Here is a 14,567-nt window from a genome sequence, read left to right on the forward strand (position 1 = left end):
CGCGGCACGAATTGCCGGGCAGACTCCACATGCAATTATCATTGCGCCACCGCCACCCGCGGTCAATCACCCTTCACATCAAGCCAGGCGCCGGCGCGCGACGATTGCTGGATCGTCTCCACCAGCATCTGGATGCGCAGGCCCGCGCGAAAATTGAACGGCTCCGGCCGCAAGCCGGCGATAGCCTCCAGATACCCCGCCACTTCGATCGCCTTCAGGTCGTTGAAGCCAAGCTGATGGCCAGGAGCGACGCAGAAACGGCCATAGGGCACATGGTCGGGGCCGGCCTCGATGCGCCGGAACCCCTGCCGGCCCTTCGCATCCGCCGTGGAATAGAAATGGAGTTCGTTGAAGCGCTCCTGCGAGAAGGCGAGCGCCCCCTTCGTGCCATAGACCTCGAAGTCGTGCTGCATCTTGCGGCCGGTCGCGATCCAGTTGCCTTCGATGGAGCCGGTCGCACCGTTGGCGAAGCGCAGAAAGGCGCGGCCGACATCATCCGTCTCGACGGGCCGCACACCGCCCTTGCCATCGGGGCGGCTCGCGATCATCGTGACGCAATCACCCATCACCTTCGTGATCGGTCCCATCAGGTATTCCGCCGTCGCCAGCGCGTGGCTGCCGATATCGGCCAGGGCGCCGCCGCCTGCCGGATCGTGCCGGAACGTGAACGGGCCGCTTGCATCGGCCATGTAGTCCTCGGCGTGGAGGCCGCGGTAGCCGCGGATTTCGCCCAGCTCCCCGCCCGCGATCATCTCCCTTGCAAGGCTGAGCATGGGATTGCAAAGGTAGTTGAAGCCGACCTGTGTCCTGATGCCGGCCTTTTCCGCCGCCTCGGCCATCTCCCGCGCATCGGCGGCAAGCGGGGCGAGCGGCTTCTCGCAGTAAACATGTTTGCCGGCGGCAATCGCGGCAAGCGCCATCTCCTTGTGCAGCGCGTTCGGCGCGGTGATGTCGATGACGTGGATATCGGGATCCGCCACCAGGCTGCGCCAGTCGTCCGTGGCACGCTGGAAGCCGAAGGCGGCCCGCGCCGCCTCGGCCTGGGCCATGGTCACATCGGCGATGGTGGCAAGTTCAACGTCATAGGGAAGGTCGAAAACCCGCTCGGCGGCCGCAAAGCCGAACACATGCGTCTTGCCCATGAAACCCGACCCGATGAGGCCAAGACGGAGCTTCTTCTTCATTCTCTCTGTTCCCTGGATGATGTGCCCGCGGCCTCCTCCGGCCGGGTGAATGCAATTATCTTTGCAAGAATATTGAAATGTCAATATATGTTTTGTATGAGACCTCCATGCGGGGAGGAGGCGACAGCAAGGGCCGTTTTCGGCGGGTCGGACTTCGCGCAGACAAGACACCGACCCTTTGACGCGGAGACAGACCATGAAAGCCAGACTCGGCATTGCCCCCATCGCGTGGTGGAACGACGACCTGCCGGAAATCAGCAGCGATATTTCGCTGGAAGGCTGCCTTGCAGAGGCCGCCGAAGCCGGCTTTACAGGCATGGAGACCGGCCGCCGCTTCCCGATGGACGCGAAGGTCCTGCGTCCCATCCTCGACAGATACGGCATCCAGGTCTGCGGCGGCTGGTTCTCGGGCCTCTTGCTTGACGGCGACATCGAGGCGGAGAAGGACCGGATCGCCGAACAGATGGCGCTGTTCAAGGCGGTCGGTGCCCCCTGTATCGTCTATGGCGAGACGGCCGGCACCATCCAGGGCGACCGCAGCGCGTCGCTTGCCACCAAGCGCAGGCTTTCCGAGGACGAGATCAAGGCCTATGGCCGCAAGATGACGGCCTTCGGCGAATGGTGTGCCGACCAGGGCATGCCGATCTCCTATCACCACCACATGGCAGCACCGATCGAGACCGAGGAAGAACTCGACTTGCTGATGAAACATTCCGGCGAGGGCCTGCCGCTGCTCTTTGACGCCGGCCACATGGCCTTTGCGGGCGGCGACGTTCTGCGCGTCATCGACAAGCATCACGGCCGCATCACCCACGTCCACACCAAGGATGTCCGACTGCCGGTGATCGACGCGCTCGACCGCACGAAGGAAAGCTTCCTCGACGCCGTCATCAAGGGCGCCTTCACGGTGCCCGGCGACGGCAGCCTCGATTTCGAGGCCATCGTTAAGCGCCTCGCTTCCCATGGTTATGAAGGCTGGTTCGTCGTCGAGGCCGAGCAGGATCCCACCCACAACCCGCCGCTCGACATGGCAAAGATCGGCCATAAGGAACTCCTGCGCGTCATGGCGGCCGCCGGTTACGAGGTGGTCCGCTGACAGAAGACGGGACGTGCCGGCCTGAAGCCGGCACGTCCGTTTCAAATGGTGCCGCCCAGCGAGGCCTCCAGCAACGCCAGTTCCTGGCCGCCGGCCATCATGTCCTGCAAGGCTGCCGCATCCACCGTCCCACGCTCGGCGGTCCCCAATGTCTGGCCACGATTCAGCACCGTGAAGCGATCCCCGACGGCCAGCGCATGGCGAACGTTGTGGGTGATGAAGACGACGCCGATGCCCTGTTTGCGGACCCGGTCGATCGTGCTCAGCACGTTCGCCGTCTGGCGCACGCCGAGCGCCGAGGTCGGCTCGTCGAGGATCAGCACCTTCGCGCCGAAATAGACCGCTCGCGCAATCGCCACCGTCTGCCGCTCGCCACCGGAGAGCGTACCCACCGCCTGGTCCGGGCCGCGCAGGCTGATGCCCATCTTGCGCATTTCCTTGACGGTAATGTCGTCGGCCTTGTCCGTGTCGAAGGTCTTGAAGGGCCAGACGCCGCGCTCCGGCTCGCGGCCCATCCAGAAATTGCGGCTGACGCTCATCAGCGGGATCATGGCGAGATCCTGGTAGACCGTGGCAATGCCTGCCGTCATGGCGTCGCGCGGGCTCTGGAACAGGGTCGGCGTACCCTCCACCAGCACCTCGCCGCCACTCGGTTTGTAGACGCCGGACATGATCTTGATGAAGGTGGATTTGCCGGCACCGTTGTCGCCGAGCAGGCAGTGGCATTCGCCGGCCTTCACGTCGAAGGAGACACCGGCCAGCGCGATGACATGGCCGAAATGCTTCGTGATGTTTCTCATCTCCACGATGGCGGACATCAGCGTTCTCCCGTGATAATGCGGCGGATATAGGTGTTCATGATCACGGCCGTCAGCAGGATGACGCCGAGGAACACCCGGAAGAGCGAGCTTTCCGCATTGGCGAAGAACAGGCCTTGCTGCACCACGCCGAAGATGATCGCGCCGAGGGCCGCCCCGATGACCGAGCCGTAACCGCCGGTCAGCAAGGCGCCGCCGATGACCACGCAGATGATCGCCTCGAACTCCTTCAACAGGCCGCGGTCGGCCGCCGCCGAGCCGAATTCCATCACCTGGCAGGTCGCGAAGACGCAGGCGCAGAAGGCGGAGAACATGAACATCAGGATTTTGACGCGATTGACCGGCACGCCGACGTAACGCGCGGCAAGCGCATCACCGCCCGCAGCAAAGATCCAGTTGCCGAACTTGGTGCGCGTCAGCAGCCAATGGCCGAAGATCACCAGCACGATGGCCCAGACGACGAGCATCGGGACGCCGTCGATAACCGGCTGGCCGGCACGATTGCCGCGCGTGAAGGTGGCAATCCAACCCGCCTCCCCCATCCAGGTGAAAAGCCAGCCAAGAACTTTTCCGCCGAAGATCGGCGCGAGCCAGTCGGCCGCCGCCTTCTCGGCGACACCGCCGATGATCGTCTGCCGAGTGAAATAGATCGAACTCCAGATCGTCAGTCCGCGCAGGATGTAGAGGAACGCCAGCGTCACGATGAAGGACGGCAGGCCGGTGCGGATGACCAGCCAGCCGTTCACGCCGCCGAGCAGGATGCAGAAGGCAAAGGTCGCGATGATGGCGAGCCAGAGCGGCACGCCGAGATGGACTGACAGGATGGCCATCATGACGCCGGAAAAACCGATCATCGAGCCGGTGGAAAGATCGAACTCGCCCGCGATCATCAGCAGGCAGGCACCGACCGCGATGACCATGAACTGGGCCGAAACCACCGTCCAGTTCATGACCCCCTCGGCGGCGAACATGCCGCTGTCGCCGGCGATCACCGCAAACAGCAGGAAGACCAGGATCGTGCCGCAGATACCGCCAAGCTCGGGCCGGATCAGCGCGCGCCTGAGCGGCGAGACGGGTTTGATGCGCTCGTCCTTCAGCGCGTCCGGAATGACGTCCGTCATGAATGCAGTCTCCTCCCTCGAAAACATATTTTGGCGCGCACGGGCGAGAACCCGTTGCGCGCCAAAATCCGTCAGATCAGCGGTATTGGCCCGCCAGCGACTCGACGAGCGCGATGTTGTCCTTCGTCACGAAGCCGGGGCCGGTGAAGATGGAGTTTGCCGGCGCGACGCCGTAGCGCACATAGCTCGTCAGCACCTGGATCGGGATCGAGCCTTGCAGGAAAGGCTGCTGGTCGATCGCGAAGTTGATCGTACCGTCCTTGATGGCCGCCGAAATCTCGGCGGATAGGTCGAACGTGCCGAAGTAGATGTCGCCGTCGAGACCCATGTCCTTCACCGCGCGGATCGACGGTTCGGCCGAGTTGGGGCCGAGCGTCAGGATCGCGCCGGTATCCGGATTGGCTGTGAGATAGGCCTTCACCTTGTTCTGCACTTCCGACGGATCGATGCCGGAATCGACCATCTGGTTGCCGAGTTCGACGCCGATGCCTTCGGCAAAGCCGCGGCACCGCTCAACGGACGCGGGGTTGGTGATGTAGTGGTTGACGCAGAGGAAGCTCTTGATGCCCGCTTCCTTCGCCCGCTTGCCGGCACCGAGGCCTGCTTCGTATTCCGGCTGGCCGACATGCAGCAGAGCGCCGAGCTTCTGGCTCTCCTCCACCGTGCCGGAATTGACGGTGACGACCGGAATGCCCTTGGCGACGGCGTCCTTGATCGGCCCTTCGAGCACGTTGAAATCGGCGATGGTGACGATGATGCCATCGACGCCGGCCGCCGAGCTCTGCTGGACGATGCGTGCCATATCGGCGAGGTCGCCCGTCGGCGGGTTGCGGTATTCCGTCGTAACGCCCATCTGCTCGTTCGTGACCTTGATGGCGTTCTTGATGACGTTGAACCAGCTGTCGCTATCCGGACCATGGCTGATCCAGACGAATTTCTCGCCGTCCGCGTGCGCGGCACCGGCAAGCGCCGTCGTGGCGAGCAACGCACCGAGCGCCAGGGATTGTAGAATTTTCTTCATATGTACTTTCCTCCCGAAATTGGCTTCCTGTTGCCTCCCCGCCCGAAGCCGTTGCGGGTAACTTTGTGTTCAGGCAGCGCGCTTGGCGCCCTGTGCGGAAAGAGCCGCATCGAGCTGCGCCTCGTCCCAGCCTTCCGCGACAGCCCGGGCGAGCAGGTCCTGCTGGCTTTCCGGGGCGAGACCGCCGAGCGGCGGATCGGTGTCGAGATTGGTCGGGAACGGGTAGCCATCAGCGGTCGCGGCAATCACCGCCCGCCGACCCTCCGGCGAAAGTCCCGCCAGATGCGGATAAACGGCGCGGGCCATGGCCGTGCGGTCGAGATTTTCCATGTGGCGTGCGAAGGCCGATGCAGTCTGGATGAGGTTGACCATGCGCACGACATCCGCCGTCCGGTTTTCGCCGGCGGCATGGAACAGCGCCGGGCTGAAGAAGATCGCGTCGCCCTTCTCCAACGGGAGCTGGACATAGTGCTCCTCGAAATAGTCCCGGAATTCCGGTCGCGTGGCCGCAACGTAGCCCGGCAGGTAACGCTGCGAATGGGGCAGCAGCTTCGTCGTGCCGCTTTCCACCGGCATGTCGCAATGGGCAACCCCGCCTTGCAGGATGAGCGTCGGGCCGGTGGCGTGGATGTGGGTCGGATATTCCGCCATCTGCTCGGGCTTCATGAAGCCGAGGTGATAGTCGCGGTGCGGCGCCTGCGCCTTGCCGCCGGGGCGGACCTGATTGACCTGCGTGGCGATCTGGTAGCCCGGGCCGAGCCAGGCGCGGCAGGCAATGTCGATCACCGGATTGGCCATGTAGCGGGCGTAGACCGCGGGATTGCGCAGGCACAGCTTCTGCAGGCTGTTCCAGATGCGGTCGTTCGCGCCGGCCTTGGCGAAGTGGTCGCCTGCGGCCGTGCCGGCCGCGCGCTCGTCGGCGATGATCTCGCGAAAGACATCGCTTGCCGCATCGATGGCGCCCGGATCGGTGAAAGCGCGCTTAACCACGAAGACACCCGGCCCCTCGCCGATGACCGAGGCCCATTCCGGGCCGATGGCATCGCTGACGGATTTGCCGTCGTAGATCGGAATGTTCTTCTCGATGGCAATGGCCGTCGGGCACATCGCTTTCGTTGTTTCGGTTTCCACCTCGCGCCGGAACTGCGCAAGGTCGATCACCGTGGAAATGTCACTCATGAAATCGTCCTCCCGATCTAGGTTCAATCCCGCACAAGACAGCACTCGACGCTCTCGCAACGCCGCCGTTTGAGCGTTGCAAATCACTGCCGGGATTGAATAATTGCATTTCTCCTCAAGGAGCAACATTAATTGCAGATAACGGAATGTCAACACACTTCGCGCCCACGGCGCACGAACAGGAAACAACGCTCAGGAAAGACCAAAAAAAATCGGCGCCGGTGAGCGGCGCCGATGCGATCAGACAGGGAGAGAGAAGAATGCTGCTATTTCCGGATCGCCCAGTTTCGCAGCGACTTGTCGCCATAGGCCGCCCCGACGACGATGAGGCCCAGAATGAGGATGAACCACTGCGGCTGAACACCGGTGACGACCAGATAGGACTGGATGGAGGACAGCACGAACGCGCCCATCAAAGCACCGATCAGCGAAATCCTTCCGCCGGCCAAAAGGCAACCACCCAGAACGCAGGAGGCAATGGCCTGCAATTCCATAAGCCGCCCCATGGACCCGTCCGCAAAACCGAGCTTTCCAGCCTCGAGCGCGCCAGCAAAGGCGGCCAGGATGCCGCAAATGACGAATGCGGACAGCTTGATGCGATCGACACGCACACCGCGCGAATGCGCACTGTCCGCCGAGCCACCGACGGCCAGCAGCCGGTTGCCGAATGGCATGGCCTTCAGCACGACGAGGAGAACCGCGAAGGCCGCGATCAACCAGAACAGGGCCGTGTTGAATCCGAAAACATCGCCGCCACCGAGCAGGAAGTAGGTCCAGCCGTTGCGCGCGGCATAGGGAATGGAGAAGGAAAAGCCGTCCGTCAGCGCGATCGCGATGCCGCGGAAGATCATCAGCGTGCCAAGCGTGATGATCAGCGACGGCGTCTTGGTCCTCGTTACAAGCCAGCCATTCACGTAGCCGATCGCCGCACCAACGACGATGGCGGCCAGAGCGGCAAACACGGGATCAACACGGGCGGCAAGCCACAGATGGGCGAGCGCGCCCATGCCGAAGGTCGAGCCGACCGAAATGTCGATCTCGCCAGTCCCGATCACGATGGCGACACCCAGGCTCATGAGCCCGAGCGTCGCAGTCACCTGCATGATCGTTCCGATATTGTAGAGGTTGGCCCACCGCCCGTCCGAGGTCGATGCGAAAATGACGATCAGGATGGCGCCGATCAGAAAGATGCCGATTTCCGTGTGACGGCGGATGAGAGGCTTTGCTGCGGAGAGCGCCATCAGACCGCCTCCTGCTTCTCGACGACACGGCCACCCTGCCGGATGACATCTTCGAGCGCTTCCGCCGACATGCTGTCGGTCGACGCATCGGCAACCTTCTCGCCGTTTTCCATGATGACGATGCGGTCGGCGAGCTTGTGCACCTGGAAGATGTCGTGCGTGATGTAGATGACGAGCAGGCCCTGCTCCTTCAGCTGCACCGCCAGTTCGTTGACATGCTCGCGTTCGCGCACCGATAGGTGGTTTGTCGGCTCATCCATGATCACGACGCGGTTCTTGAACTCGACGGCCCGGCCGATCTTGACCGACTGGCGCTCGCCGCCCGACAGACGCTCGACCTCGTCATCGGCCGAGACATTCTCGCGAAGGCCGAACTGCCGGATGACGCGGCTGGATTTTTCACGCATCTTGGCGAAGTCGAGAAACGGAATTCCAAGAATGCGTTTGACCGGCTCGCGACCGAGATAGAAGTTGCGGGCAATCGAAAGATTGTCGCACAGTCCGACCGACTGCTGGATGGTCTCGATGCCCTGGTCGATCGCGAGCTTCGGGTGGAACTTCTCCACCTTCCTGCCGTCGAAGAACACCTCACCCTTTGTCGGGGCGTGTACTCCGCACAGCACGCGGATCAGCGTGGTCTTGCCGGCGCCGTTGTCACCGACCAGGCCGATCAGCTCGCCCGCGTTGAAATCGACCGAGACGTTCTTCAAAGCGTGGAAGGCGCCAAAATAGAGGTCAAGGTTTTTCACCTGGATCAGAGGGTGTTGGGTCATTTGAGCGTCCTCCCGCGTCAAACGCTGTGCCCGAGAAAGCGGGCAAGCTTCTGATTGAAAATAACCGCCACGATGAGAACGGCGCCGACGAAAGTGATGTACCAGGACGATGGCGCGCCGAGCGCGATCAACTCGTAGCGAAAGCTGACGACGATCAAGGCACCGAGGATGACCCCGAGGATCGACCCGCGTCCGCCGGTCAGCAGGCACCCGCCGATCACGGCCGCCGAGATGGCCTCGAGCTCCATGTTTTCACCAAGCGTCACATGGGTCTGCGGCTGGTTGCACAGGGTCAGGATGCCGGCAAAGCCCGCAAGCAGAGAGCAGAGGACAAAGGCCGCCGTCTTGACACGATCGGTGCGGACGCCGCGTGATTCAGCACTTTCCCGACTGCCGCCGGTCGCCAAAAGCCGGTTCCCGAAACGGGTTCCCCACAGCATGATCGAAAGCAGGATGGAAATGATGCCGACCCAGTAGATCGCCGCTGCAATGCCGAAGAGCTCTCCGCCCAGGAGACGGGTCAGCGCGTGGGTGCGAGCATCGGGAGAGAAATTGTGGACGGAGCCGCCCGTCCAGACATAGATAATGCCGCGCGCTGCGAACAGTCCGCCAAGCGTGACGATCATCGAGGGAAGCTCGCCTTTGACCACGGCGGTTCCCTGGACGAAACCTGCAATTGCCGCGATGAACAGGGCGACAATCAGAGAGCCGGGCACGCCCAGGGACGGCTCCAGCGTGATGAACGCCACGCCGGTCAGCCCGTAGATCGAGCCGACGGACAGATCGATCTCCTTCGTCATGATCACAAGGGCTTGCCCCAGGGCGACGAGCGCGAGAATGGCTGTGAACTGCGTGACGTTGGACAGCGTCTGCACCGTCCACCAGCCGGAGAAATCGATCGCTGTGAAAACGGCCAGCATGGCGATGACGCCGACGGTCGCGCCAAAACCCTGGCTGCGGACAAGATATTTCATGGTTCTGGGTCCTGCTCGTTGATATGCGCCGCGGGATGCGCAAAGGAGGGCAGCCAGCCTGTCGAAAGGCCAGCCGCCCTCGCCCGGGAGGGTACCGGTTACCAAGTGTTCTGTTCGTCGTAGGCCTTGTCGCCGAACACGCCGCGAACCTGTGTCGCCCACTGATCCGCATTATCCTTGTTGATCACGATCGGACCGGTCAGGATGCTTTGCTGGGGCGCGTATCCGAACTTCTTGTACCAGTAGAGCCACTCCATGGGCGCGTAGCCCTGCAGCCAGAAACCCTGGCTGTTCGTCGCAAGGATATGCCCCGCGCGCACGCCTTCGATCGACACCGGGCCTTCGTCCACGGTGAGAACCGTGACGCCCTTGTCATCGACGTCAGGATCGAGCTTCATGTCATTCGCCACGCCCCACGCCCACGGCGACGACCAACCGGCGACCGTGAAGATGTAGTTGGTATCCGGATTGGCCTGCAGGAACGATTGCAGCGTGTTGCGCGCCGTTGCCGGTTCCGCGCCGATGAAGAGTTCGTCGAATTTGGCGCCTGCCTTCTCCATCACCTCCTTCATGCCGGCGCAGCGCGCCTTGAGGCCCTGGTGCGCCGAGTCATGGCTGGCGCAAACCACATGCGTCGGCTTCGGGATTTCGCCGGCCTCGACCTTCGTCAGCGCGTATTCACCGAGCTTCTTGCCCGTCAGGAATTCATCGCCGCCGACATAGGTAAGATAGGGAATGCGCTCGCCATCCGGGCGACCGTCCGGAATGTTGAAGGCGACGACCGGGATGCCTGCTTCGATCGCTTTGCGCAGCGGACCTTCAAAGGCATCGGAACTGACGATCGGGACGGCAATGCCATCCGGCTGCGTTGCGATCGCCTGTTCGAGCAGGCGGACGTGCTCCTGAACCGAGTAATTGTTCGTGGAAATGTATTCGGTCTTCACGTCCGGATACTTCGCCTCGAACTCCTTCAGGGACGTCGTCAGCCAGTTCATGTTGGGATCGTTGGAGCCGATATGCGACACCATGACGAAGCGATACTGCTTTTCGGCCTCCTGGGCATGGGCGATCCCAAGCGCAGCAGACGCGAAAAGAGCAGAGTACAGGATGCTTTTTCCAATTTTCATAAGGTTCCTCCTCCTTGATTGGAAACAAATAGAGTTTTCGATGCGAGCGGATTGCTCAGTCGTTTTCAGACGGCACCACAGACAACCTCCACGCTGCCTGTCGAACTCCTCGATGCAACATTTATTGCATTAATTTCATACGGTCAACTTTTATTCCAAAACAGGAACGAGATCGGCACTGCGGTCAGCGTTTGTGACTATCTCTGGCGACCCGATAAGGAGATCGCCTGGAGGTATTTTCATTGATGAAGACGATGGTTCACAAGGTTTTCATGAGGCGAATTCTGATTTTCTCTCCATCAAATGGCAACAATGATCGATCGCCAATTAAGATACTGAAATTATTATGACTACCATGAAACGACAGATACTAATGATGTAAATCACATCGAACTATCGCAGCTTTTGGCGAGCGAGTACCGCATCAAAGGCGAAATGAGCGGATACGGCTATCGCCTGCAATGGGCAGACGACCACCTCGGCGACACCATAGACATGCGCACCCCGATGGTTCTACAGGCCGCAATTGTATCGCGTGTGAACGAGGACCTGCGAATAGCCCGGCTCGCTCGTCACGCCATTCAGATTGCTCTTTATCCATCGCGCCGCCGAGGCGAGTTCGGCGGCGAAATCATGCGAGATGACATAATCCATCACCCCGGCCTCCAGCAGCGCACGGGAGTGGACGGACAGTTCATGGCCGACAAACACCGTTTCGTCCGCCTTGCCGGTATTTTCCAGCGCCTTGGCGATACCGCGATTGGCACCAGCCACATTGTAGATCGCCGCGGGATGTCCATTCGCCTCGAAGTACCGCATCAGCTGCTCGCATGTGTTCTCGGGCCTTTCATCCGAGATCATGCGTTCCTCGATCTTCAGGTACGGAAAATCAGACCGCAGAACCCGCCGGAAGCCCATCTCGCGCTCCTGCTGGCAACGAAACGGCACGCTCATGACAACCAGAATGCTGCTGTTTTCCTTCGGCAGGGCGTTGCCGATCAACAGTGCCGCAACGCTTCCGGCGGCATACTGGTCGTTCCCGACATAGGTGCTTCGCCGCGAGCTCGGCAGGTCCGTCGTGAGGCAGACCACCGGCCGGCCGATCGTCCGGAGCTTTCGAATGGCGCGGTTCGTTGCCGGATGCTCCCGGCCAATGACGACGACGCCGTCCGCCTCCCCGCCTTCCTGCTCGATCCGCCGCGCGAAGGCGAGTGGTTCGGCATCGCTTGTCGTCACATACACGCCCTGGATATCGACGCCGGCCTGTGTGCGGTTTACCTCCGAGACGGCCGCCGCCATGGCCGCATTGAATGTCTCACCGGATTCACAGAACAGGCGAATGAGGACGGGGACGTCGTTATCGGCGCTCTCATGGCGAAGTTTTTCCAGTGCCGCGAGAACCCGCGCCCGGGTCTTCTCCCGCACGCCGCTGCGGTTGTTGAGCACCCGGTCGACCGTCGCGGAGCCCACAGCCGCGATCTTGGCGATCGCATGAACCGAAGGTCCTTTCCATGTTGCAGGCTTCACGGGTTTTGGCATTTTCCCCTCACGGTCTGATGCGATTCAAATCACGGAATCGGATGAATGCATGCCCGACTCTCAGCGCATGACGGCCTTGCCATGTGTTTGTGCAATGCGAAATATTTGATGCGAAAAGCATCGAAATCTGCCCGTCACTTTCGTTGAATGATGGCATTTCAATCCGGATAATCCAACCGGTCAGCTGAAGGAAGCCCTCACGCTCGACGCCTGCATGGGTTCTCACCGGCGCATGTGTCGCTCCAGGTCGCGCCCGGCAGCAAGGCTCCAACTTCACCTCAACGGGAACGCGCCCATGGCGACCCCGACGCTGCGCCCATGCGCGCTTCGAAAACAAGGAACATGGAATGTCCGTCAGAATTGCAATTATCGGTGCAGGCATCATGGGTGCCGACCATGCGCGGATCGTCTCGGAGGATTTGCCCGGCGCCGTGCTGCAGGTCGTCTGCGATGCGTCCGAGGCGCGCGCCCGTGCGATCGCGGCGGATTACGGCGCAGCCGACATCTCCACCGACCCGCTCCAGACGATCCGGCGCGACGACATCGACGCCATGATCATCGCAAGCCCGGATGAAACCCATGCGCCCTTGTCGCTTGCCGCAATCGCGGTGGGGAAGCCGGTGCTCTGCGAAAAGCCCCTGTCGCAGAATTCCCGGGAATGCCTTGCGGTCATCGACGCCGAAGTCGCGCGCGGCCGCCGGTTTGTCCAGCTCGGGTTCATGCGCCGTTTCGACCCATCCTATCGCGACATGAAGGCCGCGCTCGCGGACGGCTCGCTCGGCCGGGCGATCATGATGCACAACACACACAGGAATGTCGAAGCGCCGGCGAACTTTACCGGCCAGATGGCGATCACCAATTCCGCCCCGCACGAATTCGATGTCGCACGCTTCATGCTCGACGCCGACTATACCGCGATATCCGTGTTTCAGCCAACCGGCGTCGATGCATCGAAAACCGGCGCGCCGGTCTTCATGGTTCTCGAAACCGACCAGGGTCAGATCGTCAACATCGAGGTCAACAACAGCGCCGCCTATGGCTACGACGTGCGCGGCGAACTGGTGGGCGAAAAGGGATCGATCCTGCTCAACGCCCCGGTCCACACGCGCCGCAATGGCCATCTGATGGCGTTCGAACACTATCCATCCGATTGGCGGCCGCGTTTTGCGGAAGCCTACCGCCTGCAAAACAAGGCCTTTTTGAATTTCGTTCGAACCGGCACCTTCCCCGCAATCGCCTCCGATAGCTGGGACGGCTATTGCGCGACGCTCGTCGCCGAAGCGGGCGTCGAGGCGCTGCGAACCGGTAGACGCATTAGCCTCGACACGATGGTCAGGCCCTCTCTCTACAACGCACGATAAGGAAACCTGCAATGAAACTCGGTTTCGTTTCCGACAGCCTCGGCGGCCTGTCTTTCGACGCTCTTCTCGACAGTGCCGCGCGGCTTGGCGTCTCGGGCGTTGAGGTGAACACCGGCGGCTGGTCCACGGCCCCACATTTCGATCTTGAGGCGATGAAGAGTAGTGCCGATGCGCGCCGGCACTTCACCAGCGCCTTCGCGGATCGTGGCCTGGAGATCATCGCGCTCAACGCCAACGGCAATCCGTTGCATCCGACCCAGCCCGAGCAAGGCGCGTGCCTGAAGGACACGATCCGCCTTGCCGGAGATATGGGCATCAAGACCGTGTGCACCATGTCCGGCCTGCCGGCGGGGCGCGCGGGAGATCTCATGCCCAACTGGGTGGTCTCGTCCTGGCCGCCGGAAACGCAGGAAATCCTGCGCTACCAGTGGGAAGACAAGCTCCTGCCGTTCTGGACGGAGATCGCCGCTCTCGCAAAGGAATATGGCGTGGAGCGCATCGCGCTCGAGTTGCACGGCAATCAATATGTTTACAACGTCCCCTCGCTCCTGAAGCTGCGTTCTGCCATCGGCCCAGTCGTAGGCGCCAATCTTGACCCCTCGCATCTCTTCTGGATGGGTGCCGATCCGCTGGTCGCGGCCGAAGCGCTGGGAGAGGCCATCTTTCATGTGCACGCCAAGGACACGATGCTGAATGCGCCGGTCCAGGCGACGACCTCGCTTCTGGAGAACGGCTCGCTGATGAACATTCCCACCCGAAGCTGGTCCTATGTCACACTCGGTTTCGGCCATGGCGAGACCTGGTGGCGCCAGTTCTGCTACCGCCTTACAATGGCCGGCTATGATGGCTGGCTCTCGATCGAGCACGAAGACGTGCTGCTTAACAGTCTTGAGGGGCTGGAAAAATCGATCGCGCTCCTGAAGACCGTTATGCCGGTCGCCGAGAGCGATTTCAAACTACAGGCGATTTGAAAGCTATGGCGCCGAAAAGCACCATCAGGCGTGTACATCAATCGAACCAGCAAAATCCGCCTGAGAACTTCGTGGAAATCAAGCGGCGCATTGTCTCTGGACACGGCACTTTTTCAGAAGATGCCGAGCGGCTTGTAAAAGTCGCCCTCGAGGACCCCGCTG

Annotated in this window: 13 protein-coding genes; 3 read left to right on the forward strand and 10 right to left on the reverse strand. The window is 61.7% G+C overall.

The window, feature by feature from the left end; translation table 11 throughout:
• Positions 1 to 62: 62 nt before the first annotated feature.
• Positions 63 to 1,184: a Gfo/Idh/MocA family protein gene (locus tag GR158_RS24580; protein WP_160872987.1), complete on the reverse strand. Its 1,122-nt coding sequence runs from the start codon at positions 1,182 to 1,184 to the stop codon at positions 63 to 65.
• 196 nt (positions 1,185 to 1,380) lie between these two features.
• Here GR158_RS24580 and iolE point away from each other — a divergent pair, with 196 nt between their 5' ends.
• Complete coding sequence (gene iolE, locus GR158_RS24585; protein ID WP_160872988.1) at positions 1,381 to 2,280, forward strand: myo-inosose-2 dehydratase; 900 nt, start codon at positions 1,381 to 1,383, stop codon at positions 2,278 to 2,280.
• A gap of 41 nt (positions 2,281 to 2,321) precedes the next feature.
• Here the strand turns inward: iolE and GR158_RS24590 are convergent, their stop codons facing one another.
• The 9 genes from GR158_RS24590 to GR158_RS24630 form a co-directional block, all read right to left on the reverse strand.
• Entirely contained in the window at positions 2,322 to 3,098 is a 777-nt protein-coding gene (locus tag GR158_RS24590) for an ATP-binding cassette domain-containing protein (protein WP_160872989.1), read from the reverse strand.
• Positions 3,098 to 4,219, reverse strand: a complete 1,122-nt coding sequence (locus tag GR158_RS24595; protein ID WP_202402439.1) for an ABC transporter permease — start codon at positions 4,217 to 4,219, stop codon at positions 3,098 to 3,100. Before GR158_RS24595 ends, GR158_RS24590 begins: the two co-directional genes overlap by 1 nt.
• A 76-nt stretch (positions 4,220 to 4,295) precedes the next feature.
• The gene (locus GR158_RS24600; RefSeq protein WP_160872990.1) at positions 4,296 to 5,240 is read right to left on the reverse strand and encodes a sugar ABC transporter substrate-binding protein; all 945 of its coding nucleotides are present in this window, start codon (positions 5,238 to 5,240) and stop codon (positions 4,296 to 4,298) included.
• 69 nt (positions 5,241 to 5,309) lie between these two features.
• Complete coding sequence (locus GR158_RS24605) at positions 5,310 to 6,419, reverse strand: phytanoyl-CoA dioxygenase family protein (RefSeq protein WP_160872991.1); 1,110 nt, start codon at positions 6,417 to 6,419, stop codon at positions 5,310 to 5,312.
• Positions 6,420 to 6,685: 266 nt separating this feature from the next.
• Positions 6,686 to 7,660 carry an ABC transporter permease gene (locus GR158_RS24610; protein WP_160872992.1) on the reverse strand — a complete coding sequence of 325 codons (975 nt, stop codon included), beginning with the start codon at positions 7,658 to 7,660 and terminating at the stop codon, positions 6,686 to 6,688.
• Positions 7,660 to 8,433: an ATP-binding cassette domain-containing protein gene (locus GR158_RS24615; protein ID WP_160872993.1), complete on the reverse strand. Its 774-nt coding sequence runs from the start codon at positions 8,431 to 8,433 to the stop codon at positions 7,660 to 7,662. The genes GR158_RS24610 and GR158_RS24615 overlap by 1 nt, the downstream gene beginning before the upstream one ends.
• 17 nt (positions 8,434 to 8,450) lie before the next feature.
• Positions 8,451 to 9,407, reverse strand: coding sequence for an ABC transporter permease (locus GR158_RS24620; RefSeq protein WP_160872994.1), 957 nt, complete (start codon positions 9,405 to 9,407; stop codon positions 8,451 to 8,453).
• 98 nt (positions 9,408 to 9,505) lie between these two features.
• Entirely contained in the window at positions 9,506 to 10,534 is a 1,029-nt protein-coding gene (locus tag GR158_RS24625; RefSeq protein WP_134652005.1) for a sugar ABC transporter substrate-binding protein, read from the reverse strand.
• A 513-nt stretch (positions 10,535 to 11,047) separates the two neighbouring features.
• Positions 11,048 to 12,061, reverse strand: a complete 1,014-nt coding sequence (locus GR158_RS24630; RefSeq protein WP_371731789.1) for a LacI family DNA-binding transcriptional regulator — start codon at positions 12,059 to 12,061, stop codon at positions 11,048 to 11,050.
• Between the two features lie 359 nt (positions 12,062 to 12,420).
• On the opposite strand from GR158_RS24630, the gene GR158_RS24635 reads away from it, so the two are divergent.
• Entirely contained in the window at positions 12,421 to 13,434 is a 1,014-nt protein-coding gene (locus GR158_RS24635) for a Gfo/Idh/MocA family oxidoreductase (protein WP_160872996.1), read from the forward strand.
• 11 nt (positions 13,435 to 13,445) lie between these two features.
• Positions 13,446 to 14,405: a sugar phosphate isomerase/epimerase gene (locus tag GR158_RS24640; RefSeq protein WP_134652011.1), complete on the forward strand. Its 960-nt coding sequence runs from the start codon at positions 13,446 to 13,448 to the stop codon at positions 14,403 to 14,405.
• Positions 14,406 to 14,567 lie beyond the last annotated feature (162 nt).

It is taken from the genome of Shinella sp. AETb1-6 (assembly GCF_009826875.1).
In the GTDB taxonomy this organism is placed as follows: Bacteria; Pseudomonadota; Alphaproteobacteria; order Rhizobiales; family Rhizobiaceae; genus Shinella; species Shinella sumterensis.

What these genes read in the sequence shown, in the direction of transcription:
- GR158_RS24580 (WP_160872987.1), bottom strand. Translation starts at nt 1,184, where the DNA reads ATGAAGAAGAAGCTCCGTCTTGGCCTCATCGGGTCGGGTTTCATGGGC.
- iolE (WP_160872988.1), top strand. Translation starts at nt 1,381, where the DNA reads ATGAAAGCCAGACTCGGCATTGCCCCCATCGCGTGGTGGAACGACGAC.
- GR158_RS24590 (WP_160872989.1), bottom strand. Translation starts at nt 3,098, where the DNA reads ATGTCCGCCATCGTGGAGATGAGAAACATCACGAAGCATTTCGGCCAT.
- GR158_RS24595 (WP_202402439.1), bottom strand. Translation starts at nt 4,219, where the DNA reads ATGACGGACGTCATTCCGGACGCGCTGAAGGACGAGCGCATCAAACCC.
- GR158_RS24600 (WP_160872990.1), bottom strand. Translation starts at nt 5,240, where the DNA reads ATGAAGAAAATTCTACAATCCCTGGCGCTCGGTGCGTTGCTCGCCACG.
- GR158_RS24605 (WP_160872991.1), bottom strand. Translation starts at nt 6,419, where the DNA reads ATGAGTGACATTTCCACGGTGATCGACCTTGCGCAGTTCCGGCGCGAG.
- GR158_RS24610 (WP_160872992.1), bottom strand. Translation starts at nt 7,660, where the DNA reads ATGGCGCTCTCCGCAGCAAAGCCTCTCATCCGCCGTCACACGGAAATC.
- GR158_RS24615 (WP_160872993.1), bottom strand. Translation starts at nt 8,433, where the DNA reads ATGACCCAACACCCTCTGATCCAGGTGAAAAACCTTGACCTCTATTTT.
- GR158_RS24620 (WP_160872994.1), bottom strand. Translation starts at nt 9,407, where the DNA reads ATGAAATATCTTGTCCGCAGCCAGGGTTTTGGCGCGACCGTCGGCGTC.
- GR158_RS24625 (WP_134652005.1), bottom strand. Translation starts at nt 10,534, where the DNA reads ATGAAAATTGGAAAAAGCATCCTGTACTCTGCTCTTTTCGCGTCTGCT.
- GR158_RS24635 (WP_160872996.1), top strand. Translation starts at nt 12,421, where the DNA reads ATGTCCGTCAGAATTGCAATTATCGGTGCAGGCATCATGGGTGCCGAC.
- GR158_RS24640 (WP_134652011.1), top strand. Translation starts at nt 13,446, where the DNA reads ATGAAACTCGGTTTCGTTTCCGACAGCCTCGGCGGCCTGTCTTTCGAC.